The organism is Pseudomonas sp. NFACC39-1, from assembly GCF_900110355.1.
In the GTDB taxonomy this organism is placed as follows: domain Bacteria; phylum Pseudomonadota; class Gammaproteobacteria; order Pseudomonadales; family Pseudomonadaceae; genus Aquipseudomonas; species Aquipseudomonas tehranensis.
Genome location: NZ_FODL01000001.1, coordinates 827780 through 851803, shown reverse-complemented (window position 1 = coordinate 851803; position 24024 = coordinate 827780). Strand labels below are relative to the sequence as shown.

Below are 24024 nucleotides of genomic sequence, written 5' to 3'. Positions count from 1 at the left end.
TGCAACTTCCTTATGCTGAGGGAGCGTTTTCCGTCACTTGATTCAGGCCATGACGCACCCGATTGACCAAGGTATAAACCAGCAGGGCGGCCACCACCGCCATCACACCATCCACCCACCCGGCGCCGAGCCAACCCAGGGCAATCCCGGTCGCCAACACGCCCAACACAAAGGCGCGATCACTCTTGCCCATCGGCCCGTCATAGCGCCGCGAAGCCCCCACCATCGCCCCCAGCACACCGGCGTATTCGCTGAACAACGCCAACAGCGTGACCAACAACACCAGCAACAGACTGGCATCGGCAAACAAGGCAAAAGGCAGGATCAAGGCAGCGTCGGCGATGATATCGCATAGCTCATTGAGGTAGGCGCCCAGATGCGATTGCTGACCGAACTCCCGGGCCAACATGCCATCCACCGCATTCAACGCCATGCGCAGAAGCATCCAGATCGGCACCAGGATGAACACCCAAGGATGACTGGCAAACCACGCAACCACGGCCCCCACCAACACCGAGACAATGCCGGCGAGCAAGGTGACCTGATTGGCCGTGACGCCCTTGTCGTAAAGACGCTGTACCACCGGGCGCAGCAGGTTCTGGAAGGCGGGTTTGAGCTGGTAAATCGAAGGCATGGGAAGGGAATCTCGGCCGGTTACGGGGCTAGGCTTGTTGAGCTGCGAGATTACGATAGTTGGGGTTTGGCCGGAGGAGTAATTCTCCAGAATGCGCGCGGGTAGGTACATCTGGCAACGAATCTACCGGTGGATAAAGAACCCCTGTGGGAGCGGGCTTGCTCGCGAATGCGGTGGGTCAGCCACCATTGATATTGACTGACCCACCGCATTCGCGAGCAAGCCCGCTCCCACAGGTTTTGTGCCTGAAATGAATTTCGCGCAGAGCATCCGGCTCTGTGTTGAGCTGCATTGGCCGAATGTTCCGGCTCTGTTCTATACTGAGCAGGCTACGAGCACTATTTGTATTAAAAATTACTTATTAAACAGTAAGTTATAGACAATTTCCTGTTAGGTGCCATGCGGGAGGCCAATCATGGTTATCGAAGATCGGCTTAAAAGATCAATCGCCTTGCGAAAGGACGATGTGTTTCTGCGCTCCGAATTTTCCGATTTCGGCAGCCCCGCACAGGTATCCCGAGCATTGCGTCATCTGGTGGCCAATGGTGTATTGGTCAAGCTCGGCGTGGGAGTCTTCGCAAAGGCCAAGGCCAGTGTGCTTACGGGCAAGCCGATCCCGATACGTCCGCTTGAAGTTCTGGCGCCTTTGGTTCTGCAAAAGCTCGGCGTGAAGATCACGGCCGGTCGCGCAGTGCGTGAATACAATGCCGGCGACAGCTTGCAGCTACCGGTCGGCATCGTTTTTGACACAGGTTCACGGCGCATTAACCGCAAACTCGGCTTTGGTGGTCGTTACGTTGTCTATGAAAACCATCACGCCTGAGCAGGTCGAATTAATCGATGCGGTATTGGCCGAGGTCAATGTCGGCTTGCTAACGGCCAGCATCCTGGAGAAAGACGTCCATGTGACGGATGCTTTGCAGGCTCTGATGGGCATGCAGTTTCCAGGGGTTCGTCTGGTGTTTTGCGGTGGTACAAGTCTGTCGAAGGCTTATCGACTCATCGAACGTATGTCTGAGGACGTCGACTTAAAGATCGTTTTGGATGAACCAGATGCGTTGAGTGCCTCTGCTCAGAAGCGGCACCTCAGTAGTCTGAAGAGTCAGGTTTGTCATGTACTCGCCGGGCTCGGCTTCGAGGAGACCGTAGAAGAGCGTGTGGCCCGGAATGAAAACCGATACTTCGCCAGTCGTTGGCAATATGCCCCGCAATACCCTCACGACGCCAGTTTGCGTCCTTACCTGAGTCTTGAGCTGACCGCACGAACCCCACAATTTAAAGTCACTCAACAGCCGCTGGAGTACCTGGTCAATCGACTTGCCACAAGGTCTGGCCGATTGGGCGATATTCCCTGCGTAGCGGTTGAAGAAACACTTGCGGAGAAGGTCATTTCGTTTCTTCGTCGCTATGCTCAGCACCAAGCCGGGGCGATGCTTCAGCCGTGGGACGATACGTTGGTGAGGCATATCTATGATGTTTACTGCATAAGCCTTGGCGATCCCTCGGTCGGCGAGCGGGCCGCTGGCGGTTTCAAAAAATTGGTGGAGTTCGATGCTGTCGAGTTTGGTCGGCAGTTTCCTCCGTTCGCTGCCAATCCTGGAAACATCCTGCTGGGAGCTCTTCAGCAGGCTGGTTCGGATAGGGTCATTCGTGGCCAGTATGAAGTTAGGCTCATGCCGTTGATCTTTGGCGCTGTCCGTCCGGGTTTTGATGAGGCTTATGTCGTGTTTCGTCAACACGCCGAAGCGTTGATTCGCACGCTATAGAGGCCTCGCATAACTCGACTAAGGGAATCTGCAGGCAGGTGTCTCCTCTGTCGAGCCCAGTGGGTCAGCAGCCTGCTGACCAAATACAAGGAATGCTCCAAATGCCACAAATGGATTGGCTGGAAAACCACATGGACAAATGCGACCAGATGGCCGAGTGGCTTCATCAAACATTCAGCTATGAATTCGCCCAGCAGTCCCTCGCCAGTTGGCAGCATGAATTTGCAGCGGGCCAACGCAATGGTCACTGGAAATGCCTGATTGCCACCGAGCAAAACCAACTGCTGGGCGGCGCCTCTCTCGCCAGCGACGACCTGCCCGACCGCCCGGAACTGGGCCCATGGCTGGCATGCGTCTTCATCACCCCAACCGCCCGCCGTAGAGGCCTTGCCGCGCAACTGATCGAAGGCATCTGCAAGCATGCCAGAGAAGCGGGACTCACCACCTTGTACTTGCACACCCACAACCAGAGCGACTATTACGTCGGGCTTGGCTGGGAAGTGCTGGAGCGGTTTGAGGCGTGGGGGAAAGAGCAATGGCTGATGTCGCGGCAGTTATAGATCGCATCCCTATCGCTCGCCCCAAAAGGCCTTTCCTGAAGTGACTTGCAGGCCGCTTTCCCAGATCCCAGCGACCTGCCTGAGTGTCATGTCGCTGACAGCGACATATGAGCGCGACATGTCGCCGAAATCGAATTTCAGCGACATGACACCCCGTACCGACCGAACCCTGTGGCAGCGAGCCTGCTCGCGATAGCGATACACCAGTCAACATCAGCCCCACTGATTCACCACCTCGCGAGCAGATCACGGCGATCCGCTCCCTCCATGCATTGCCTCCCATTTGCGCAGTTACGCGCGCCTTCCACCCATCAGCGATTCAAAGCACCGAGCGTGCAGGCAACGTCGCCGATCTCCCCTGGAACTAACTTCTTCAAACGTTCAAGGCTGAAACGTATCAGCTCCAAGAAAAAACCAAAATATGCACAAATGCATTTTTTTGCTTGACCTGCATAGGTGAGCCTCTTTAAGGTGGTTTCACTGTATGCACATACAGTATTTCTAAAGCATTGTTTATATGAATCCATTCATGGACGAGGCAGTAACTTATGAAAGCCAACACTGAAAAATTTGGTGTAACCCCCAATCAACCCAGCCTTTGGACCCGCGCTGATGCGTTGAAAGTCCGGGCGGACGATCCCACCACCACTCAACCGCTGGTCAGCGCGGATTTCCCGGTATTGAACAACGACGTGTTTATCTGGGACACCATGCCCCTGCGCGACTTGGACGGTAACGTGACGTCCGTCGATGGCTGGTCGGTGATCTTCACGCTGACGGCCGATCGTCATCCAAACGACCCGCAGTACCTCGACGAGGACGGTAACTACGACATCCTCCGCGATTGGAACGATCGTCACGGTCGGGCAAAGATGTACTACTGGTTTTCTCGCACCGGCAAGAACTGGGAATTCGGTGGCCGTGTGATGGCCGAAGGCGTTTCGCCGACCGCCCGCGAATGGGCCGGTACGCCGATTCTGTTGAACGACCGAGGTGAAGTGGACCTGTATTACACCGCCGTCACCCCAGGCGCGACCATCGTCAAGGTGCGCGGTCGGGTCGTGACCACTGAACACGGTGTCAGCATGGTCGGCTTCGAGAAGGTCAAGCCGCTGTTCGAGGCCGACGGCAAGATGTACCAGACCGAAGCCCAAAACGCTTTCTGGGGTTTTCGTGACCCATGGCCATTCCGCGACCCGAACGATGGCAAGCTGTACATGCTGTTCGAGGGTAACGTGGCCGGTGAGCGCGGCTCGCACAAAGTGGGAGAGGCAGAAATCGGCGATGTGCCACCGGGTTATGAAGATGTCGGCAACTCCCGCTACCAGACCGCCTGTGTTGGCATCGCCGTAGCCCGCGACGCGGACGGTGACGACTGGGAAATGTTGCCGCCACTGCTGACAGCCGTGGGCGTCAACGACCAGACCGAACGCCCGCACTTCGTGTTCCAGGATGGCAAGTACTACCTGTTCACGATCAGCCATACCTTCACCTACGGCGACGGTGTGACCGGGCCGGACGGCGTGTACGGTTTCGTCGCGGACTCGCTGTTCGGCCCTTACGTGCCGCTCAACGGTTCCGGCCTGGTGCTGGGCAACCCGTCCTCCCAGCCATTCCAGACCTACTCGCACTATGTGATGCCAAACGGCCTGGTGACCTCCTTTATCGACAGCGTACCGACCGACGAAACCGGCACGCAGAATCGTGTGGGCGGCACTGAGGCACCCACGGTGGGCATGAAAATAAAAGGGCAGCAGACGTTCGTGGTGGCTGAGTACGACTACGGTTACATCCCGCCGATGCTCGACGTCACGCTTAAGTAATACCCTCTTCGCGACTGGCTGCAAGGATGCAGCCAGTCGCGCTCCCGCCAACCCTATTTTTGAAACGCCTGACGTGTCGCCATTTTTCGATTTCGGCGACACGTTCTGTCGTCATGTCGCCAGCAGCGACATATGCATACACGTTCCTCTATGGGAGCGAGCCTGCTCGCGATAGCGGCTCATCCGCCAAATAGATCAGCAGCCTACAGACCAATCAGCAGCTCGACACAACCCCAACACCCACCCGACACCGCCTTGCGCCATTGCCTACAACTACGCCAGAATCCGCCGGCTTGTGTGTCTTGGGTCGCGTCGGTAGTTTGGATCCTGTCACTGCTCATCAGTGATCGGGTTTAGTCGCCCGTCGTTGCTAAGTTGCTCAAGCGTCCATCAGTCAGGTATCCCCATTCCTGCACTCGATGGTGGCTGTGCGCAGGGCGCCCTCGGGCGCGCCGATTCCTTAGCTCGTCGGTCGACTAACCTGCGTACAGCTGCCTCCCAATCGTTTAGTCGCGAGTGGGTCGTGGCCTCAACCAAAGAGAGCTAAGGCTATGGTCAAAATTACGCCCAACCCCCCAACTACAGACGAAACCGTGTCTCGTGTTCAGTCTGCTCGAAACAAGAAACTTGATGACGCTGCCACGCGGGCTTTGGATTTCTACTTGAAGCCCACGCCTGAGAAGGAAACGTCCGACAAGCCCAACACCATCTTCCGTATCGCACCTGATGTTGATTCAGAGTGTTTGCTTGCGAATCTCAGTGAAAACCTGGCTTCGGCCAATGCCATGATCAGTGATTTGGCGTTTGATCTGGAAGGATCGCGGCGGCGTGTTGCGATGGGGATTTTGCAGGTGATTGAGGTGAGTGAGCTGTTGGCGAATCGGGCTTTGGATATTGTTGAGGTGAGGTAACAAGGGGCCGCGCTTATATCAGGTATGAAAAAAGGTCTTGCATGGCAGGACCTTTTTTGTGGGCGAGAGATTGGCATCGAGGGCTGTCAGTCTTGGAGACGTTATAGGGGGCTTCGCTCAATTTGTGCAACAAGGTGCTGCACTAATCACGAATCAAAAAAAACACATGGTGTTGTGTCCCTAGGGCCACAGCAATCAGGAAAATATAGATGTTTGATGCTCGAGAGCTACAAATGACCGCCCTGTTTGATGTGGCCGAAATGCTGAAACGGGCTCGAGGTGAGGCCCATTGAGCTAGGATGCCGTGGCCATTCGAGCTGGCGTATCACGTTCAACGACGGCGCGTACGAACACAATGGCTAAAGGAGATATGAGCGTCTCGGCACTCGTTTGGTTACAGGAAACGACCGGATACGACTTGGAACTGGTGAAGGCAGGTAATGAACACGCGGTTGAGGACGTCCTAGCGAGCAGCGTTCCGTAGGGAGCGAGTCGTAGTCGTTTCTCGGAAACTCTTATGTAAAACCGGTGCACTCCTACAGAGCAGGTATAGACCAATATGGCCAAAATATCGGCGACCGCCTCGGCTCCCTCATTTCTTGCCCGCTACTTGGCGAACCGGTACCATCTCCCGCTCATTAAGCGCGTCTCTTGGGGGCTGCGTCCTCTTGAGCGCAATATTGCGCTTTTTTACTTTCGCCTTAGGCGTATCGACTAATAATGAATTTCAAGGAATCAATCCCGGTCATCGACCTCTTCGCGGGGCCAGGCGGACTCGGGGAAGGATTCTCTTCCATCAGCGGTCATGGACAGGGAACACGCAAATTCAATCTCCGTGTTTCTATTGAAAAGGATCCGGTTGCCCACGCAACCCTTTCACTCCGGGCGTTGTTCCGCGCGTTTCCAAAGGGCGAAGTACCTGAGGCTTACTATCAATATATTAGGGGTGAGATTACTCGCGAGGAGCTATTCACGCACCCGGACGTTCCTGCGGAAGCTGTGAAAGCTTCACAAGAAGCAAAGCTCGCCGAGCTTGGTAAGGATTCTCCTGAGGACGTCGACCATTGGATCAGGGAAGCTCTGGCTGGCGCAAATGAGTGGGTTCTCATTGGCGGTCCACCGTGCCAAGCATACTCTGTCGCTGGTCGCGCCCGGCGGACCCGTGAGAGCCAAGAGGAGTTTGAGAGTGACGAAAAGCACTTCCTCTACAAGGAGTACCTCCGGATTATTCGCGAGTTTCGCCCAACGATCTTTGTTATGGAAAACGTAAAAGGGATCTTGTCCTCGAAGCATGGTGGTTCTCACATCTTTCAACAGATTCTCGAAGACCTTTCGACCCCTGCCGGAGATCTGTCGTACCGCATCCGTTCCTTTGTTGTTCCCTATGATGTGGAAAAACTAGCGCCACACGACTTTGTCATCCAAGCCGAGCGTTTTGGCCTTCCGCAGACGAGACACAGAGTCATCCTATTCGGTGTCCGTTCGGATGTCGCTTCAACGTGTCCAGCTCTGTTGGAGCGTTCAAAAAACCTGGTGCTGGAGCCCAGCCAAACGGCTTTTACCGTAGAGCAGGCGCTGTCCGGGCTTCCTCCACTACGTAGTAAAATTTCGAGGGGAGGGGATTCCCTTGAAGACTGGCTTGCGGCCCTAGACGAGGCCAGTTCTATCCTTTTGCGCCCTTATGTAGCAGGCCGAGGCGATCTAATAGATACCATGCACGATGCAGCAAAAGACGCGCGGCGTTTGAGCTCTAACGGTAGTCGGTTCATTCCTTGTAGCTTCTTATCTCCAAAAATGAGTACCAAGCAGCGTGAGTGGTTCTTGGACCCTAGAATAAAGGGAGTCCTGCAGCATGAGGCCAGGAGCCATATGCGTTCTGACCTGCATAGGTATATTTTTGCAGCGAGCTTTGCAAAGCTGTATCGAGTTTCTCCGAAAATACATCAATTCCCTGAGCAACTCCTACCGGCTCACGAGAATGTTTCTTCCGTTTCTGTACCCTTCAGTGACCGTTTCAGGGTTCAAATGGCAGATGGACCATCGACGACTGTTGTCGCTCACATAGCCAAAGATGGTCATTACTACATACACCCCGACCCAAGTCAGTGCCGGAGTTTGACTGTTCGAGAAGCTGCACGACTGCAGACCTTCCCTGATAATTACTTCTTCGAGGGCAACAGAACACAGCAGTACACACAAATCGGAAATGCTGTGCCGCCGCTTCTTGCTCGGAAAATCGCAGCTATCGTTTCATCGGTCATCGATTCTTATCGGGCAGGGAAAATTCGCCAAGCATCGCAGGGCATCTAATCCAGGCGGACAGTCTATCGGGTAAGGCTTCGAGTGCTTGAGTATCTCGGGTTAGACACTCCCAGATAATGACAACTCGCCAGCCAGCCTCAGCTAGAGCTATCTGCGCCCTACGATCCCTCTCGATATTAGCCTCAAGCTTTTTCTGCCAGAATTCAGTGCGAGTGGAAGGGAGTTTTGCATTGGAGCAGCCTTGATGCATGTGCCAGAAACAGCCGTGCACAAAAAGTGCGACTTTCCACTTGGGAAGGACAATGTCGGGAACTCCGGGCAAATCTTTCCTATGCAATCTGAAGCGAAAGCCAGCCTTGAAAAGCACTCGACGAACAAGTATCTCTGGTTTAGTGTTTTTGCCTCGTATTCCCGACATCATTCGGCTACGGACCAGTGCGTCGACTACATCAGTCAAAGCGCCTCCGGAATATCGAGTGAAGGAGCCGAAAACGGCCGGGAGAACATCGCCTCTCTACACTCCGGGCGCTTCGCCCATTCGGAGATCATTCTGCCGTTTGCAGTCTCGTGAAGGCGATCGTTTATCTCCCGGACCCAGGTTTCGATCTGCTCAACAAGTTGTTGAGATATACCTTGTTTATTCCAGATTCGCTCAAGGTTAAAGGACTTACCGTAAGATTGAGAAACCAATGCAACAGTGTATGCAGCAACGTTCGCGAGAAAGGCAGGTACCAATGGGCGTGCAGCCTTGTGGACTGCTTTGAAGAGTAGTGCTTTCGAGACAATCGCTTTGAAATAGGTAACATCAGGAGCGAAACCATTTCCCTGCGCCTCTACTTCAGTCATACCAGACATGAATCGATCAAAGCACTTTTGTGCGCCAAGACTAACAATGTCGGCCTTGCCGTCCCACGCCATCGAGTACTTAGCTAATTCGGTTTTGGTTATCTTCCTAGAGGTTGGTACGGACTCCTTCAGCGCACGGAGCTTGGCAGGGGTCACGCCGTCACGGGCAAGAAGTGTGTTGTAACTGCCTGCAGCTCTCTCGTAGAACCAGCGACCAATACCGTCGGGACAATAGACAGAAAGCGACAGCCGCTCGATATCAACATGGAATGGTTTGTTGGCCGATAAGTCTGACTGACGTACAGCATTCTGACTGTTGGCATAACGCGAGATGTCGGAAACAAGAGCTTCCTCTTTTGCAGGGTCCTCCTCTTTCATAACGATTATTTTGGCCGGGACTCGAACCTTGCTTAAATTCGTATCTGCGTATTTTTTTTTGGCGAAGAATATGGATGCGGTAGTTTGGCCACCATTAACGATTTGCATGCCTCGCAACCAAACGATGCCTGGCGACCCATCTGCGGTACGATCAAGTCGCATCTCATCAGCAACTAATACAATCCCGTTGTTGTAAGCCATGAATCTTTCCGGGGCATTCCGGAGGGTATTCTGAAGTCCCGCATTTACGCCCTTGGACTTTACACTTAAGAATGAGCGGACATTGGCTTCAAGTAGGCGAGGACCAAATTTTTCATAAATAAATCGAAGAGCCTCACCCGGAATAGCGGTGAGGGCATAGTCATAGTCTCCTGTTTCACCAGGAACAAAAACGCATGGGAGTGGGGAGCCAGATACTTCATTAAAATCGATGACAAGCTCATCACGAGGTTTACCCTCGGAGCGGTGACGAAATAGCCGCTCAATGTCCATGACTTCGAGCTTCACGTACTTTCCGCCAACGTCTCGAGCTTTGAAACTCTTCGACTTGGCTATGCCGTCCGTGAGTACGTAGACTCGAACCTGTTCAAGCCCGTCGTAAATTTCCCGAATCGTTAGCGCAAGGGAATGGACGTCACTTGACGGATCGAGCTTATCGGCGATGCGTCCTGCTGCACAGAGCTCCAAGAAGCGAACACACTGGGCAGCCGCAGTCTTGACGTCTTGGTCAGGGATCGGGCTCAGGCTTTCAAAGCCTTCGTAGAGACTGACAAACAAATCAAGCTGGTCAGCGTCTTCAGACATGGCGTAGCCACTCAAGCGCAGATTCGCGTTTCCGACCTTCCCCTGAAAGTGGCAAACAACTGGCTCGAAAGTCATTCCTGCGTCATTTAGGTGCTGCATCACTACTTCGGAGAAAACGAGTTCAGCAAAGGGGGGGCCATCACTCATCTGGGCTGCTATTTCCCCCTTGGTCTCGGCGAAAAAGTCATCAAGCGTCATCCGGTTACTCCTAGTTGTTTCAGAGCCGCGTCGAGGTCCCAGAGGAGGTTTCCTGCGTGGTCCAGATTGATTTCATAGAGAGCTCGCATAACTCCGGCGGGAACGTTTCCCGGAGTCAGTCGTGGGAAACCTTCGGTTACAGAGAAAATTCGTCTCTCCTTTAATTCGAATCTTCGGGTGTAATGACTCGAGTGGCCTTCGAAGTATCCGGATGTCATTAGTCTTTCCCTGAGAGAGTTGACTGCTCCTAGCTCCCCGTCTAGTCGTTGCTCGACTTCCGCAACCATCTCGGGAAGGGTGAACCCGCCACTTCCGTGCGAAAACCGCACGGCCGCGAGAAAGAGAGGGGAGGCCACGGAGTCGTCCAGTTGCTCCAAGGAGCCAATTTTAACCGGGAAGCCAGACGAGGACATCGTCGCCTTGACCTCAATCGCCCCGTCCCCCAGCAGGAAGTCCTGAGGAGCGTCGTAGGGGCCAACCCAGCCCCTAAGCACTTCCTCAGCCGAGACGCCTGAGTTCATGAGAGTGGTCATGAAGGTGAGTTCGCCCGCAAGGCCAAGCTCCGCCTCGGGACTGAGAGCGTTGGCACCACGCGACATGAACTGCTGCCAAGCGACTACTCTTCCAATCAAAACCCGCAACAGTTTGGTTTCGGTAGCGCCGGTGGTGGCGACATCGTCTATAGCGCCGACTACATCGCAAACCATTGTGGTGAAAAGCTCAGCGCTTCCAGCTGCTTGGCGAGTAATCGCTAACCTGAGTAACCCATCATTTGTTGGATCTGCTTTCTCGACCAAGAAGCCCTGCCCCTCGGGTAATTTCTCGGTGCGAGCCAGCTTGGCAGTCGGAAAGCAGAACAATATCGCCTCAGCGTTCGTCGGCGAGCGCCGTCCCACCTGTACTTCGACTGAGCCAGCAGGAGGGAGGGAAATAAGCTGCCACCCCGTCATGGAATCATTACCTGACAATGACGACCAAGCCAGCAGGAACTCTTCACTCGGACGGGCCATATTCTTGCTTCCAGTAGAGGAGGTTGACTTCGTATTCCACGCTGATCGGGTTGTTGCTGCTGGGGAACGCTATGGCGAAGGCCATGATGGGCTTGTTCCATCCGGGGACAATGAGTCGTTCAGGCGTCCTATCCTTATAAAAGTAGGGAGTTAGTGGGTAGAGCAACAGTAATCCGCAGTCGGTGTTCCCTCCGAGATTTTTACGGGTTTCGCGGATACCTTTGCCACTAGGGAAATTCGGTGGCGAGTTCCGATCGCGCGCCGGATCAGGTTTCCATGCTGCGCGAGTCAGGTTCAATGCCTCGCGCCAAGCGTCGTCGCTGAGATCGATACCTTCATCCTTCGGGTCGGTGAGCACCCCGATGGCGAATTTCTTGGAATCGGTCTTCTCGATATCGACAGAATCCTCGGTTTTGCGAATTGCATATTTATTTGATGGATCGCCTCCAGGGAAGACGTGCGTTTCACCCTCGCCGGTACCACTTGCGAGCAATGCGACGCTCCACTTTGTCAATTGTCCGGTATCGGCCATCTTGGTTATAAATTCCGACAGCACGGGGGCCTTGGCGCTGGTGGCGTTCGGATGGGTCACATACGCGTCGAGGAAGGCGAGCACCTTGGACACGCCCACGTCCTTCCAGAGGCGTGCACTTGGCCAAGAGTCTGGATCGCCGTCGCGAGCATGCTTTGGCGACTCTTCCCAAGGACCGCCGAGAGATCTGATCAGCGTGTCGGTTGCATCAAGATTTTGCTGCTGGATCTTGGCGTCACGATGAAAAATAATGGTCTGGGGTCGGGTGCCGCTATAAGTCAGTGATAGTGTCTGCGCGTTACGCATCTTCAAAGGAGATGTGACAGTGAGCACCTCGTGCGACATCACTTTGAGCCCGTATTGCTCCGGCGTCAGCTTGGCTTCGGCCATGAAGTCAAACTCCTCCCGCAGCTCCTCCGATGCATCGGCGATGTGGCCGAACCACTTCACCAGATCGGGAGACGTGTAGAGGCGACACAGGTCGAGGTAGCCAGGGCGATAGCCGAACCAGCGACCCATTTGCATGAGCGTGTCATACATCTTCGTCGTGCGCACGAAGTAGCTTGCACAGAGTCCCTCCAGTGTCAAACCCCGGGCAAGCTTATCCCCGCCGACAGCGATCACCTTGAGTGCCGCACCAGGTGTTGCATAGTCGAGCGCGTCCTTGGCCGTTCCGTTGATCGAACGGACCTCGATGTCATTCAGTGTGTCGGGCAAAACGGCAAGGACATCCTCCCAGCTCGGCATGGTTGGTGGGCATTCCTCGGCCGGTGAGAGTTCCGCGACTCGGTCGCGAATGGGGAGGAAATCTTCTGCCCAAAGCTTGTGCAATTGATCCAATAGCTCCTTGGCACCGATGCCCCGGGAGATCTTCTGGCGCATGCGGCGAACGGTCTCCTCGATCTGCTTGCGTACATGATTCTGCACGTCTACATAACGGGTGACGTGGACTAGCATAGAACTATGCTGATCTTCCTGACCGCGCAGCTCCCGGACCGCGCAGGCCAAGACAAAAGCGCATATTGCCTCGTGCAATGAGGGCGGAATGCTCTCCTGTCCGTTGTAGGTCGGAACGTGTATTTTCTTATGCTTGGGGGGCATCCATCCAGAGCCCTTCTCGGGATCGTAATGATCCGTGATGTTCCGCGAGAGGGGGAGTGCGCCCTTGCGTCCCTCCTTAGTCATCTTGCCAAACATGCGGGCGGGGCCCACATAGTTGGAAGGAGCGGCTAAGTTAATGATGAAGGACTTGGGAAATAGATCTGGTCCTTCTTTGGCCGTCGCTCCCTTGTGATGAATGAAGATGTTGGCGAAGGGTGTAGCGGTGTAACCGACATAAGCCTTACGCGTGAAAGCGTGTAGCACTTGGCGGATGAGGCTGTTGATGGTCTTGGGCTGATGTTCCTCGTCTGGCGTGCCGTCGTCATTGAACATCTGCTCACCAGTGTCGACGGAAGCGTTGTCCGCCTCGTCGTCGATCATTAGCAAGGGCAGCTTCGTCACGAGTTTGCGTCCGTCGCCCGCATCGGTGCTATCGGCCACGCGCTTCTGAATCCAATCCAGAAGGGCAGTTAGGACGGTCTTCTGCTTCTTAACCACGAAGAGCCAAGGCCGCTCTTCGGGAGAGATGCCGTGGAAGTGCTTGGCGATAGCTTTGCTGAAATCACCGTTTTCCGCGCGCGTGGTCGCAGAGTTGGTCTTCAGGTCTTCGCCGAACTCGGCCACGCCGATCGGCATACCAGGATCTCGGTCGATGGTCGTCTCGTAACCCAAGAAGCTTTCCTCTAACCGCATCTGGGTCTGCGAACGTAGGTTGTTGTGCATGCCAGCGAGCACGATGATGATTTTATAGCCAGCATCTGCTGCCTTGCAGATCAAGCCGGAGTAGTTGCTGGTTTTGCCAGACTGCACATGTCCGACAACAAGTCCTCGGCGGTCCCAGTCATCTCCCCGTTGCGGATCCTCCAACAGGCCGAGGATATCGTCGGTGGCCTCATCAAGTCCTTCAACGACCGTATCAGAAAGCTTGGACTCCAAGAAATCCCGGTAGCGTCTCCAGTAGTGCCAATCGCGTTTACGAGTAGCAGTGAGCCAGTCAAAGTGACCCGCGTTGTCTTTGAGAGTGGTCGATTTACCGATCCAGTGGCTGAAACGCTGGATCAGCGTGACGACTGCCTTGCCCTGATCTACGGTATGCGGAGAGTCGCCAGCAAACATTGTGGTCGCAAGTTGCACCCTCTCGGCGATGTAGGTTGGGGTAATCTTGGACTTATCCTTCTCGGCCTTTATCAGCCGCTGTGCAGTCGCTATAACATTTTCTAGCAGCTCCGTTTGTGCTGCTGTCTCTTCCGCTGAGGTCATTGCCTCTCCCCTAATTTTGCAACCAGCGTTGGGTAGTTTTGAAATGGCTCAGTCCGGAGCATTGACTTGCGAGCCTCTTCGGTGCTCAGGCCCTTACGCTCAATTAAGTCATTAAACAGTACGCTTGCAACCTCGATCACAGCCGCATTGGGCTCACCTTCAAAGCCGGTTCGTGGCGTTTCCCTGTTCTCGGCAGTGTCGAGCCATATCCGCTGGACAGGTACTGTTTCCTCGACGACTCGCAGCATCGCCCGCACAAGATTAGCTCTGTCGCCTACTGCTTCGATTACTGCAGCCACCGCCGGATGCCCCTCGTCGATGCGGTAGCGCACACCGCCTTTGAGCCTCTCGACACGCCATGCTTGTTGCTCAATTTTGAGACCTCCCGGGCCTGGCATCGGTGTGCCACGAAAAGCAAAGACTCTCCTGGCCCTCTCTCTCGTGTCCTCAGCCAGTTTTGTGAGCCATGGGCGCACGGTTACCGGGGGCCGGGCGGTCGACTTCTTAACATCGATTTTCCAACTGGAGTCGGCGGTATTTGGAATGTCTAGCCTAATTCTCGCGAGCCGTTGAGGCTCCTCTCTATTCCACGCACGCCCATGTCCGAGTCCGAGCCATCCGCCTGCGAGAAGTAGGCGACGGTTCCTATATACATAAAAGCCCTGCTGAGATGTCCACCCCTCTGGCCCTCCTGTTTTACGGTACTCTTCTTCGGAAAGCCGATCTTTGTGTGGCAGGACATGACATTGGGCTTCAATAAGCCCTGACGGTGTGAGAATTTGCGCCACTGGGGAATGCCAAGGTTTCGCAGGGTGGCCTGTCATAAAGGGGTCCCACGGGCTTACTAATTTGTCGTTGATGAATAAGCGAAAAACAGGGCCCAGACCTTCTAGCAGTCGATGAAAAACCATTGCCAGACGCAACTCAATATCATCTACCAAGTCAGAAAAGTGGTTAAGGTCATATCCGGATGTGACTATTCGATCCAACCGTTCCCAAAGGACAAGAGTTCCAGAACTGATCGTATCGGCCGGTTTAATGAAGTCTTCGGAGCCAGGGGATGGGCCCTCAAACATCCTCCAGCCGTCATCTGGAGATTCGGCAATGGCATCGAGATCCCAGCGCAGACAGGAAACTGGACCACTAGTTCGTTTGGACGCTACAGTGAGGCAGCGGCATTGGGAAAAGGATGCTGTTTTTAAACCCATTCCAAAACGACCGAGGTCACTAGGCGAACGCTCATCGAGAGGGCTCTTGGCGCCAAGAGTCATTGCCGTCTCTAACTCTGCGTCGTCCATGCCTCTACCGTTGTCCAAGATGGAAATCCGGCTTTTCTCACCATCCCAGTCGAATTTCACATGAATCACCGATGCTCCGGCAGAAATCCCGTTATCAATCACGTCCGCCAAAGCCGCTGCAGTCGAGTATCCAAGGCCACGTAGGGCTTCCAGCATTGCGCCAGCTCGAGGCGGTGCATATCGGGTACGTTCGCTCATTTGAATTAGGCAGCCTTGGAAAAGATGGTGGGGCGAACACTTAACATTCAGCCTCCTCAAGCTGTATTACTTGAGAGTTGATCTGTTTAATTTTGAAGTGATCGCCCATGTATAGAATAAGTTTTTCCCTTCTGAACGGGTTGGAAAGCTTGGTAAGCGCTTTCGCCTCTATTTGTCGAATCCGTTCACGGGTGACGTTGAATCGGAGCCCTACCTCTTCTAAAGTCATAGCCTCTTCTTGGCCTAAGCCAAAACGGAGGACTATAACCTCCGCCGAGCGCTTATCGAGTTCGTCAATCATGTCGAGCAAGATTGTGCGTAGGGAGGCGATTTCTGCTGCAATCGCCGGATCCGACGGCTCATCCTCTGGCAGGGTGTCGAGCAGAGAGGCATTAGAGTCGGCAAAGGGCTCATCCAAACTGCTTATTTTCTCGCAGGAGCTAAAAAGGAGCTTGAGCTTTTCGAAAGCAATCCCCGTTCGTTGTGCTGTTTCGCGTATGGTTTCAGGACGTCCTATCTCTTCCTCAAACTCGTCCCGTTCACGCAGGGTTTTCCACGCCAACTGGTGCATGTGCGTTGGAACACGGATTGCTCGGCCCTTGTCTGCAATTCCACGCGAAATCTGCTGCCGAATCCACCACGTTGCATAAGTGGAAAATCTAAAGCCTCTACGCCAGTCGAAGCGTTCGACTGCCTTAATAAGTCCGATATTTCCTTCCTGCACGAGATCTTCAAAAGAAATGTCCGACCATTGAAATTTCTTCGCGATAGATAGTACTAAGCGGAGGTTGGAAAGGATCATCCGTTCGCGTGCAGCTTCTTGGCTTCGAATCGCGGAGGAGAAGGCCGCCCCTGTCACATCACCATCAGCCTTTCTCGAAAGGTCGAGCAGGAAGCCTCTAAAGAGACTGGCCGCTGAAAGAGCGGCACAGATCTTGGTTGAGTCATTGCCCGCAGATCGCGCCTCAGATATGGCCGACACAAAAGCCGCCGCATCAGGATCGAGTTCGTCCTCCTTCTCGGCTCTGTCATCGTACGAAATATCACTGGTATTCGATTCACCTTCCCCAGCTAAGTCGGGGCCGGAACTAAATTTCTCATATTCTTCTTCTCCCCTAGCTACCTTGTCCGCGGCGTCGAATACGACCGCAAGGCCGGCAGGCCAGCGAGAGAGAGCGTCCAGTGCTTGCGCTCTTGCCTCCTCAATCTCTCGTCCCAAGGAAATTTCCTCTTCAGCCCGGAGTAGGCCTGCCTTGAGCCCTTTAACGTAGTGCCTTAGCGGGTCGTTACGAAATGAGGCGAGGTCTTTCGTAAACTCCAAGGCTTCATTCAGTATTAGCTCCTCTTCAACAGTGGGCTCACTGTAGCGTGGCTGATAGGTTTCTAAATCTTCCCACTCGTGGATTACCACGCCTAGATCGCCTAAAACGAAGGTCAGCAGACGCTCAAACTCCTTGTTGCGGGAGGTGTCATCCTTTCGACAAACTTCGACAAGAGCGGCTTCAGATACCTTCCCCTCCCGCAGGGCGCTGAATAAAAAGTCACGAATGCCGTTCCCATCGTCGTCGCGCGGCAGCGGAAGTGCCCTTTCTGGAAGGAACAGCTCTACATCGTCCCATCCCATATCAGTATCGATCGCTTTATGCCGACCGATCACGTCTTGAAGTTCACCGACTCCTTGAACTACGGTCTCGTCCCCACTCGGGGCAATTGCTTCCGACTCCGCTACCCAGTCGCTTTCAAATCCTAAATCAAGAGGTTCGTTGTCGATATCAACGAAGTCTGAATGTTCCTCGACCGCGATGGTTGACACACGCTCAACGGAGAAATCCCCTTCCGTGTTGAGAAAGGGCGGTTCCATTGGACTGGACTGCGGCAACTCATCCGGTAGAGATGATGCTTCCTCAGGTGCTTCGGTTCGATTCTCTTGATTTAACGTGTCTAGTGCTTGGCGTAGCAGTGCAATGCATTCAGAACACCCGCCTTTCTCCGCATAGGCCAGGGCTCCCTTGCCTTCAGAGTCGAGTAATTGTGGGTTTGCTCCAGCGGCGAGAAGCAGACGTATGACACCTTTTTTTCGTCGGGCAGAGGCGAGCATCAGAGGAGTGAAACCTCCGCTGTCCCGCGCGTTTAAGTCGTCGCCCCGTGTAATGTGGAGTTTGACGGCAACCTCGACGCCCGCAATCGTCGCCATTCGGAGCAAAGGATTCAGGGTTACCACCGTGTTACATACTCACGTAAATCCATCACGAAAAAGCCTCCCCAAGCAATGATCACTGAAATGAACTTGCTACATATACCTCGGATAGGGGGCGACTTCTTGTCCATATTCCATTCCTATGTGACACGAGAGTCATGCCTACCCTCATGATAGACGTGAAGACATCCCGGCACAGACGGGAATCCGTCACAGTGTTCCTCTGCTGTGGTCAACGCTTCATGTGCCTATGCTTTCGCTTTTCTGCATTCTGCGGAGACTGTTTGCACAATATCCATTCGTAATAATCTCGTAAAGGTCAAATGGCCATTAGTCGATTTGATTTGTCACCCAACAGGGAGAAAGTGTCAGCACTGCTGATGCAACTATTCAATTTGCTGTAGATGAAAAGGCTTTCCTGCAGACATTAAAAAGCCGGCTTATGGCCGGCTTCTCGTTGACTAACTCAGTTCGTTTTTGACAAACCTCACCAGCCTTCAAAACGTACATCCGGCTCTTGCGGCCGGCTGTGGGACTTGGTCAGAAAGTGATCTGCCTTGTCGGTGCGAGGTGTGGGCTCGCAAATGTGGGGCGGAGGGTACGCGGGTTTTGTTTGGAATCCAAGTGGTAAGTGGTGTGGAATCATTGGGTTAGGGGTGAAAGAACAAAAGATCGCAGGCTTCGCCAGCTCCTACAGAGCCCAGCGGGAGCAAGCTCCCTCGCCACGGGGGAGCTGCGATGGATGTGGGTTAGTCGAAGACTGGCGGTCTCTGTTTGTTGAGGGTTGACCACCAGAAGACCCAGCCGATGACTCTAATGTTCTGCGCTTCAATCTGTTCGACGCTGAAGACTTCGTCCGGGTAGGCGGTGTTGTTGTGGCTGCGCAGGCGCAGTCGGTTGCCGGGGATGCGGTGCAGGTATTTGATGCGGAGCATACCGTCGTGTTCGAGGGCGTAGATTTGGCCGTCGACGACTTGGGTCAGGCCGCGGTCGATGGCGAGGGTGGAGCCGTCTTCGATGCGTTCGGCCATGCTGTCGCCGACCATGGTGGTGCAGATGGCGTCGTTGGGGTTGATGTCGAGGGTTTCGAGGTGGCTGCGGGGCAGGCGGATGGTTTGGTCGGGGATTTCGATGATGTGGGTTTTGGTTTCGCCGGGGGCGATGGGGGCTTCCTTGTAGAAGGGCAGTTCGATGTCCGTGGTTTCTTGCACGCTGTAGACGCCATCGTTTTCGGCGGCTTCATAGGTGATGCCGGGGCCCAGGCCCAGTGGGGTCTGCGGGCCTTCGCCGGTGGCGAGCCATTGCGGGCTGACGGTCAGCAGGCTGGCGATGGAGTAGATGCGTCCTGGCGGGATGCCACGGTTGAACCAGTTGTTGATGTGCTGGGATTTCACGCCGTATAACTTCGCGAAGTCGGCGGATCGGATATTCGCTTCTTTTAGAAGGGCTCGGAAGCGGTCGCCACTGGAAAGTATTTTCATAAACGGAAAGTTTAGGGGCGACTGTGTTTTCGGCAATAAACATGTCGTGCAAATATATAAGACGATCTTTCCGTTTGCAGGATTTGAAAGGGGCGGGCTAAACGGGTTTAAACGGTATTAATACAACTTCGTATTTATCATTATTAAGACATAAAAAAACCCCGGTGCAAACCGGGGTTCTTCTTTACTTCAGTCTCAGCCTTTGTAGGCGGCAACCGACTTGGTGATCGCTTCGCGGGCGGCGTCAGCACCGGCCCAGCCTTCGATCTTGACCCACTTGCCCTTCTCGAGATCCTTGTAGTTCTCGAAGAAGTGTTCGATCTGCTGGATCAGCAGGGCTGGCAGGTCGGTGTATTCCTTCACGTCGACGTACAGCTGCGACAGTTTGTCGTGCGGTACGGCGATGACTTTGGCATCGCCGCCGCCGTCGTCGGTCATGTTCAGGATGCCGACTGGACGGGCGCGGATGACCGAGCCTGGGGCAACTGGGTAAGGGGTCACGACCAGCACGTCGAGGGGGTCGCCGTCGTCGGCCAGGGTGTTGGGGATGAAACCGTAGTTGGCCGGGTAGAACATTGGGGTGGCCATGAAACGGTCAACGAACAGGCAATCGCTGTCTTTGTCGATTTCGTATTTGATCGGGGCGTGGTTGGCCGGGATTTCGATCGCGACGTAGATGTCGTTCGGCAGGTCTTTGCCAGCCGGAATCTTGCTGTAGCTCATTGGGCGGTGCCCCCGTTAGTTGACCAAATGACTGGTCGGATTGACCAAAAAGTGGCGGCGATTATAGGCATATTCGGCCGTCGATGCCACGTTACAAGGGTCTTAGAGACCTTAGTATGACGCCTGATAGACCGGATCTTCGGCTTGAAGTTGCCGCAGCCGGGCCAATGGGTCCTGGCGGTAGAACGCTTTGAGCTGGTCATAGACCCGTGGGTACGCCTGGTGCAGCAGGTCTGGGGCGCTGAAGAAGTATTCGCTGGTGACGGCGAAGAACTCCGCCGGGTTTTCCGCTGCGTAGGGATCGATGACGGTGTCGGCGTCCGGGTTTTGGTCCAGTTGGCGGTTGAGGTCGTCGAAGGCCTGTTGCATGGCCTCGGCCCAGTCGCTGACGCGCATGTCGGCGTGCAGCGGCGGCAGGCCGTTGGCGTCGCCGTTGAGCATGTCGAGTTTGTGCGCCAGTTCGTGAATCACCAGGTTGTAGCCGTCCCAGCCACCGCTGGCCAGTACGCCGTCCCAGGCCAGGATGATCGGGCCCTGGGGCCAGGCTTCGCCGCTGTGCTCGCCGTCCCATTCGTGCTCGATGCCACTGGCGTCGCGGTAGCGCTGGGGGCTGAGGAAGTCGTCGGGGTAGAGGACGATTTCGTGGAAGCCCTGGTACCAGTTGAGTTCGCCCAGGTGCATCAGCGGCAATTGGGCCTGGGCGGCGAGCAGAAGGCGTTGTTCCTGGTGCAGTTCGACGCCGGGCAGGGCGCTCAGGTGTTTGTCATGCAGGAACAAGACGCACGCTTGGCGCAGCCATTGGTCTTCGCTGGCGCTGAGGCCGTCGAGAAAGCTCAACTGGTGGCGCACCCGCTGCCAGGTTTCCTCGGCGACGGGGTGTTTGGCGAGGATGCGTTGCCGGCGCCAGGCGCTCAGGGACCACATGGGCGATCAGCGCGGTTGGGTTTTCGAGTCGCCCCGGGCCAGGCGGCTGCGGATCACGCCGATGATCATCGGCACCAGCGACAACAGGATGATGCCCACCACCAGCAGCGACAGGTTCTGTTTGATGAACGGCACGTTGCCGAAGAAGAAACCGAGGCTGACCAGGCCGCCGACCCACAGGACGGTGCCGAAGACGCTGAAGCCGAAGAACCGCGGATAAGGCATTTTCGCAACGCCCGCGACGAAGGGCGCAAAGGTGCGCAGGATCGGCAGGAAGCGCGCCAGGGTTACGGTTTTGCCGCCGTGCTTGTCGTAGAAGTCGTGGGTTTGTTGCAGGTAGTCGCGGCGGAAGATTTTCGAGTTCGGGTTACTGAACAGTCGTTCCCCCACCGTGCGGCCGACGAGGTAATTGGTGCTGTCGCCGAGGATCGCCGCCAGCATCAGCAGGCCGCCGAGTAGCACCGGGTCCATGCCGCCGCCGGCCGCGACTGCACCGGCGATGAACAGCAGGGAGTCGCCCGGCAGGAAGGGCATCACCACCAGGCCGGTTTCGCAGAAGATCACCAGGAACAGGATGGCGTAGATCCACGGCCCGTAGTTGGTCACCAGCAGGTCGAGGTACACATCGAGATGCAGAATGAGGTCGAGGGGGTTGAAATCCATGCAAAGCACCTGTGGTCGCGGCCTGACTGGGTGGGCCTGTGGGTCGGGCTTCGAGTAAGGCTACAGGGTATGTAGCTTTTTCTTACAAGCCGGGAAGAGCGGCATTATACGAGGTCGGGGGTGGTGTGCGTGGTGAGTTTGTAGCGGGGGATTTCGGTGGTGTTGTGGCTGGGTAAAGGCTTTTGTGGCGAGGGAGCTTGCTCCCGCTGGGGCGCGAAGCGGCCCTGAATCAGCCGGCCCGCTCAATCTGATACACCGCGTGCTCAGGTTCTGGGGCTGCTGCGCAGCCCAGCGGGAGCAAGCTCCCTCGCCACGGGGGTGGTGTTTTGTCAGGTGGATTGGTGTGCTCTGGCTTTTGTGGTGGAGGGTCGGTGTCGTGCCGGGGGGGATGGGTGTGCGCTGGCTTAATGTGGCGAGGGAGCTTGCTCCCGCTGGGGCGCGAAGCGGCCCTGAAGTAGGCGGCTCGGGCGGTCTGATGTATCGCGTGCTCAGGTTTTGGGGCTGCTGCGCAGCCCAGCGGGAGCAAGCTCCCTCGCCACGGGGTGGTGTTTTGTCAGGTGGATGGGTGTGCTCTGGCTTTTGTGGCGGAGGGGCGGTGTCGTGCCGGGGGGTATGGGTGTGCGCTGGCTTAATGTGGCGAGGGAGCTTGCTCCCGCTGGGGCGCGAAGCGGCCCTGAATCAGCCGGCCCGCTCAATCTGATACACCGCGTGCTCAGGTTTTGGGGCTGCTGCGCAGCCCAGCGGGAGCAAGCTCCCTCGCCACGGGGGTGGTGTTTTGTCAGGTGGATGGGTGTGCTCTGGCTTTTGTGGTGGAGGGTCGGTGTCGTGCCGGGGGTATGGGTGTGCGCTGGCTTAATGTGGCGAGGGAGCTTGCTCCCGTTGGGGCGCGAAGCGGCCCTGAAGTAAGCGGCTCGGGCGGTCTGATGTATCGCGTGCTCAGGTTTTGGGGCTGCTTCGCAGCCCAGCGGGAGCAAGCTCCCTCGCCACGGGGGGTGTGGTGTGTCAGGGATATTGGTGTGGTGAGGGTTCCCTCACCACTGAGGTATTGCTGTCGGCTCAGAGCTCTTCGCTGATGGGCAACACGTAGTTCTTGAACTCGGTGTCTTCCTTGAAGCCGATGGACTCGTAGGTTTTCTGCGCCACGTCGTTGTTGCTGCTGGTGGAGACACGCATGCGCACGGCGTTGGTTTCCTTGGCCATTTTTTTCGCGGTGCGGATCAGGTTGTCGGCCACCAGTTGGCGGCGGGCGTCTTCGGCGACGTAGATGTCGTTGAGGATCCACACGCGTTTGAGGGACAGTGACGAGAAGCTGGGGTAGAGCTGGCAGAAGCCCAGCAACCGGTTGTCATCGTCATCGGGCAACGCCAGGTAGATCACCGATTCCTTGCGGCGCAGGCGTTTTTCGAGGAAGGCTCGGGACGAATCCGGGTAGGGCAGTGAGCCATAAAATTCCCGGTATTTGACGAACAATGGGGTCAGCAGGTCCAGGTGTTCCAGGGTCGCTTGGATAATCCGCATAGTAGGTCTCGTCTGCAAAGGTCGACAGATACTCGGACAACAACGGCGTTCTGCCGTGCTTCGATGCTGCCTGAAAGCGGATCAAAAACGCAATCGTGTAAAAGGATCAGCTTCGGGGCGGCATCAGTAGGAAGTTACCTTTCATATCGGCGGCATTTTCCGAGTCTAGAGTTTGAACCTGGGCTTCGTCCTTCAGATTGACCCCCGAGAGCTGTCTGCGGCAGGCCTCGCGCATCAGGTAGATCAGGCGATGGGCGGCCATGCCATAGCTCAAACCTTCGAGGCGAACGTTGGAGATGCAGTTGCGATACGCATCGGTCAGGCCGACCTTGGGGTTGTAGGTGAAATACAAACCCAGGCTGTCGGGGGAGCTGAGGCCGGGGCGTTCACCGATCAGGATCACCGACATTTTGGCCCCGAGCCGCTGCGCCACTTCATCGGCCACCGCGACCCGGCCCTGTTCCACCAGAATCACTGGCGAGGTTGACCAGCCCTCAGTGGCGGTCTGTTCTTCCAGCCGCGCCAGGAATGGCAGCGTATGCCGATGCACCGCCAGCGCCGACAGACCGTCGGCCACCACGATGGCCAGGTCGACGCCGCCGGGATTGGCCGCGACGTGGTCCTGCAGGATCTGTACGGAGGCTTCATCAAGCCGCCGGCCCAGGTCCGGGCGTTGCAGGTAGCTGTTGCGGTCGCTGGCGGCACTGTGCAGCAGCAGGCTGTCGCGGTCGCGTTCAGTCAGTTGCGCGCGAATGCCTTCATGGTCGAACGCCAAGTGCACCGCATCGCGGGCCTGGGCGTGGGCGTACTGGAAGTCCAGTTGCGCCTGGGTCGGCAGGCTGGTGCCGGTACGGCCCAGGGCGATGCGCGCCGGGGTGAGGTTGCGCAGATTCAGCCAAGGGTTTTGTGGATCGACAGGTTTTTTATCCATGGGCAG

19 protein-coding genes are annotated in these 24024 nt (G+C 55.7%); 6 read left to right on the top strand and 13 right to left on the bottom strand.

Annotation, left to right across the window (positions count from 1 at the left end; genetic code table 11):
- Window positions 1-10 precede the first annotated feature (10 nt).
- Window positions 11-634 carry a CDP-alcohol phosphatidyltransferase family protein gene (locus BMY45_RS03780; protein ID WP_092394712.1) on the bottom strand — a complete coding sequence of 208 codons (624 nt, stop codon included), beginning with the start codon at window positions 632-634 and terminating at the stop codon, window positions 11-13.
- A 415-nt stretch (window positions 635-1049) separates the two neighbouring features.
- On the opposite strand from BMY45_RS03780, the gene BMY45_RS03775 reads away from it, so the two are divergent.
- The 6 genes from BMY45_RS03775 (at window position 1050) to BMY45_RS03745 (ending at window position 8004) form a co-directional block, all read left to right on the top strand.
- Window positions 1050-1457, top strand: a complete 408-nt coding sequence (locus BMY45_RS03775) for a DUF6088 family protein (RefSeq protein ID WP_092394708.1) — start codon at window positions 1050-1052, stop codon at window positions 1455-1457.
- Window positions 1438-2400 carry a nucleotidyl transferase AbiEii/AbiGii toxin family protein gene (locus BMY45_RS03770; protein ID WP_092394705.1) on the top strand — a complete coding sequence of 321 codons (963 nt, stop codon included), beginning with the start codon at window positions 1438-1440 and terminating at the stop codon, window positions 2398-2400. The genes BMY45_RS03775 and BMY45_RS03770 overlap by 20 nt, the downstream gene beginning before the upstream one ends.
- Window positions 2401-2501: 101 nt before the next feature.
- Window positions 2502-2960 (top strand): GNAT family N-acetyltransferase, encoded by a 459-nt coding sequence (locus tag BMY45_RS03765; protein WP_092394702.1) that lies wholly within the window; start codon window positions 2502-2504, stop codon window positions 2958-2960.
- 548 nt (window positions 2961-3508) lie between these two features.
- The gene (locus BMY45_RS03760) at window positions 3509-4783 is read left to right on the top strand and encodes a glycoside hydrolase family 68 protein (protein ID WP_092394699.1); all 1275 of its coding nucleotides are present in this window, start codon (window positions 3509-3511) and stop codon (window positions 4781-4783) included.
- Between the two features lie 551 nt (window positions 4784-5334).
- On the top strand, window positions 5335-5694 hold the full coding sequence (locus BMY45_RS03755) for a DUF6124 family protein (RefSeq protein WP_092394695.1): 360 nt from the start codon (window positions 5335-5337) through the stop codon (window positions 5692-5694).
- A 720-nt stretch (window positions 5695-6414) separates the two neighbouring features.
- Window positions 6415-8004 (top strand): DNA cytosine methyltransferase, encoded by a 1590-nt coding sequence (locus BMY45_RS03745; protein ID WP_092394692.1) that lies wholly within the window; start codon window positions 6415-6417, stop codon window positions 8002-8004.
- On the opposite strand, the gene BMY45_RS03740 is transcribed toward BMY45_RS03745, so the two are convergent.
- The 12 genes from BMY45_RS03740 to eutC form a co-directional block, all read right to left on the bottom strand.
- Complete coding sequence (locus tag BMY45_RS03740; protein WP_092394689.1) at window positions 7952-8413, bottom strand: very short patch repair endonuclease; 462 nt, start codon at window positions 8411-8413, stop codon at window positions 7952-7954. The genes BMY45_RS03745 and BMY45_RS03740 overlap by 53 nt on opposite strands.
- Window positions 8410-10182 carry an AIPR family protein gene (locus BMY45_RS03735; protein WP_092394686.1) on the bottom strand — a complete coding sequence of 591 codons (1773 nt, stop codon included), beginning with the start codon at window positions 10180-10182 and terminating at the stop codon, window positions 8410-8412. Before BMY45_RS03735 ends, BMY45_RS03740 begins: the two co-directional genes overlap by 4 nt.
- Window positions 10179-11192 carry a PD-(D/E)XK motif protein gene (locus BMY45_RS03730; protein WP_092394683.1) on the bottom strand — a complete coding sequence of 338 codons (1014 nt, stop codon included), beginning with the start codon at window positions 11190-11192 and terminating at the stop codon, window positions 10179-10181. The genes BMY45_RS03735 and BMY45_RS03730 overlap by 4 nt, the downstream gene beginning before the upstream one ends.
- Window positions 11176-14085: a Z1 domain-containing protein gene (locus tag BMY45_RS03725; RefSeq protein ID WP_092394680.1), complete on the bottom strand. Its 2910-nt coding sequence runs from the start codon at window positions 14083-14085 to the stop codon at window positions 11176-11178. The genes BMY45_RS03730 and BMY45_RS03725 overlap by 17 nt, the downstream gene beginning before the upstream one ends.
- Window positions 14082-15581, bottom strand: coding sequence for an ATP-binding protein (locus BMY45_RS03720; RefSeq protein ID WP_092394677.1), 1500 nt, complete (start codon window positions 15579-15581; stop codon window positions 14082-14084). Before BMY45_RS03720 ends, BMY45_RS03725 begins: the two co-directional genes overlap by 4 nt.
- 40 nt (window positions 15582-15621) lie before the next feature.
- A complete protein-coding gene (locus BMY45_RS03715) occupies window positions 15622-17775 on the bottom strand; it encodes a sigma-70 family RNA polymerase sigma factor (protein ID WP_092394674.1) in 2154 nt (717 codons plus the stop codon).
- A 752-nt stretch (window positions 17776-18527) separates the two neighbouring features.
- Window positions 18528-19259, bottom strand: coding sequence for a LexA family transcriptional regulator (locus BMY45_RS03710; RefSeq protein ID WP_092394671.1), 732 nt, complete (start codon window positions 19257-19259; stop codon window positions 18528-18530).
- Between the two features lie 195 nt (window positions 19260-19454).
- A complete protein-coding gene (ppa, locus tag BMY45_RS03705) occupies window positions 19455-19982 on the bottom strand; it encodes an inorganic diphosphatase (protein ID WP_047229468.1) in 528 nt (175 codons plus the stop codon).
- 111 nt (window positions 19983-20093) lie between these two features.
- Window positions 20094-20906 carry a M90 family metallopeptidase gene (locus BMY45_RS03700; protein WP_092394668.1) on the bottom strand — a complete coding sequence of 271 codons (813 nt, stop codon included), beginning with the start codon at window positions 20904-20906 and terminating at the stop codon, window positions 20094-20096.
- 6 nt (window positions 20907-20912) lie between these two features.
- Window positions 20913-21569: a DedA family protein gene (locus BMY45_RS03695; RefSeq protein WP_092394665.1), complete on the bottom strand. Its 657-nt coding sequence runs from the start codon at window positions 21567-21569 to the stop codon at window positions 20913-20915.
- Window positions 21570-22625: 1056 nt separating this feature from the next.
- The gene (locus BMY45_RS03685) at window positions 22626-23087 is read right to left on the bottom strand and encodes a GNAT family N-acetyltransferase (RefSeq protein ID WP_092394658.1); all 462 of its coding nucleotides are present in this window, start codon (window positions 23085-23087) and stop codon (window positions 22626-22628) included.
- 106 nt (window positions 23088-23193) lie between these two features.
- Window positions 23194-24018 (bottom strand): ethanolamine ammonia-lyase subunit EutC, encoded by an 825-nt coding sequence (eutC, locus tag BMY45_RS03680; RefSeq protein WP_092394655.1) that lies wholly within the window; start codon window positions 24016-24018, stop codon window positions 23194-23196.
- Between the last annotated feature and the right edge of the window lie 6 nt (window positions 24019-24024).

Excerpts from the sequence above, each read along its gene's own strand:
- BMY45_RS03780 (WP_092394712.1), bottom strand. The coding sequence starts at position 634 with ATGCCTTCGATTTACCAGCTCAAACCCGCCTTCCAGAACCTGCTGCGC.
- BMY45_RS03775 (WP_092394708.1), top strand. The coding sequence starts at position 1,050 with ATGGTTATCGAAGATCGGCTTAAAAGATCAATCGCCTTGCGAAAGGAC.
- BMY45_RS03770 (WP_092394705.1), top strand. The coding sequence starts at position 1,438 with ATGAAAACCATCACGCCTGAGCAGGTCGAATTAATCGATGCGGTATTG.
- BMY45_RS03765 (WP_092394702.1), top strand. The coding sequence starts at position 2,502 with ATGCCACAAATGGATTGGCTGGAAAACCACATGGACAAATGCGACCAG.
- BMY45_RS03760 (WP_092394699.1), top strand. The coding sequence starts at position 3,509 with ATGAAAGCCAACACTGAAAAATTTGGTGTAACCCCCAATCAACCCAGC.
- BMY45_RS03755 (WP_092394695.1), top strand. The coding sequence starts at position 5,335 with ATGGTCAAAATTACGCCCAACCCCCCAACTACAGACGAAACCGTGTCT.
- BMY45_RS03745 (WP_092394692.1), top strand. The coding sequence starts at position 6,415 with ATGAATTTCAAGGAATCAATCCCGGTCATCGACCTCTTCGCGGGGCCA.
- BMY45_RS03735 (WP_092394686.1), bottom strand. The coding sequence starts at position 10,182 with ATGACGCTTGATGACTTTTTCGCCGAGACCAAGGGGGAAATAGCAGCC.
- BMY45_RS03730 (WP_092394683.1), bottom strand. The coding sequence starts at position 11,192 with ATGGCCCGTCCGAGTGAAGAGTTCCTGCTGGCTTGGTCGTCATTGTCA.
- BMY45_RS03725 (WP_092394680.1), bottom strand. The coding sequence starts at position 14,085 with ATGACCTCAGCGGAAGAGACAGCAGCACAAACGGAGCTGCTAGAAAAT.
- BMY45_RS03720 (WP_092394677.1), bottom strand. The coding sequence starts at position 15,581 with ATGAGCGAACGTACCCGATATGCACCGCCTCGAGCTGGCGCAATGCTG.
- BMY45_RS03715 (WP_092394674.1), bottom strand. The coding sequence starts at position 17,775 with ATGGCGACGATTGCGGGCGTCGAGGTTGCCGTCAAACTCCACATTACA.
- BMY45_RS03710 (WP_092394671.1), bottom strand. The coding sequence starts at position 19,259 with ATGAAAATACTTTCCAGTGGCGACCGCTTCCGAGCCCTTCTAAAAGAA.
- ppa (WP_047229468.1), bottom strand. The coding sequence starts at position 19,982 with ATGAGCTACAGCAAGATTCCGGCTGGCAAAGACCTGCCGAACGACATC.
- BMY45_RS03700 (WP_092394668.1), bottom strand. The coding sequence starts at position 20,906 with ATGTGGTCCCTGAGCGCCTGGCGCCGGCAACGCATCCTCGCCAAACAC.
- BMY45_RS03695 (WP_092394665.1), bottom strand. The coding sequence starts at position 21,569 with ATGGATTTCAACCCCCTCGACCTCATTCTGCATCTCGATGTGTACCTC.
- BMY45_RS03685 (WP_092394658.1), bottom strand. The coding sequence starts at position 23,087 with ATGCGGATTATCCAAGCGACCCTGGAACACCTGGACCTGCTGACCCCA.
- eutC (WP_092394655.1), bottom strand. The coding sequence starts at position 24,018 with ATGGATAAAAAACCTGTCGATCCACAAAACCCTTGGCTGAATCTGCGC.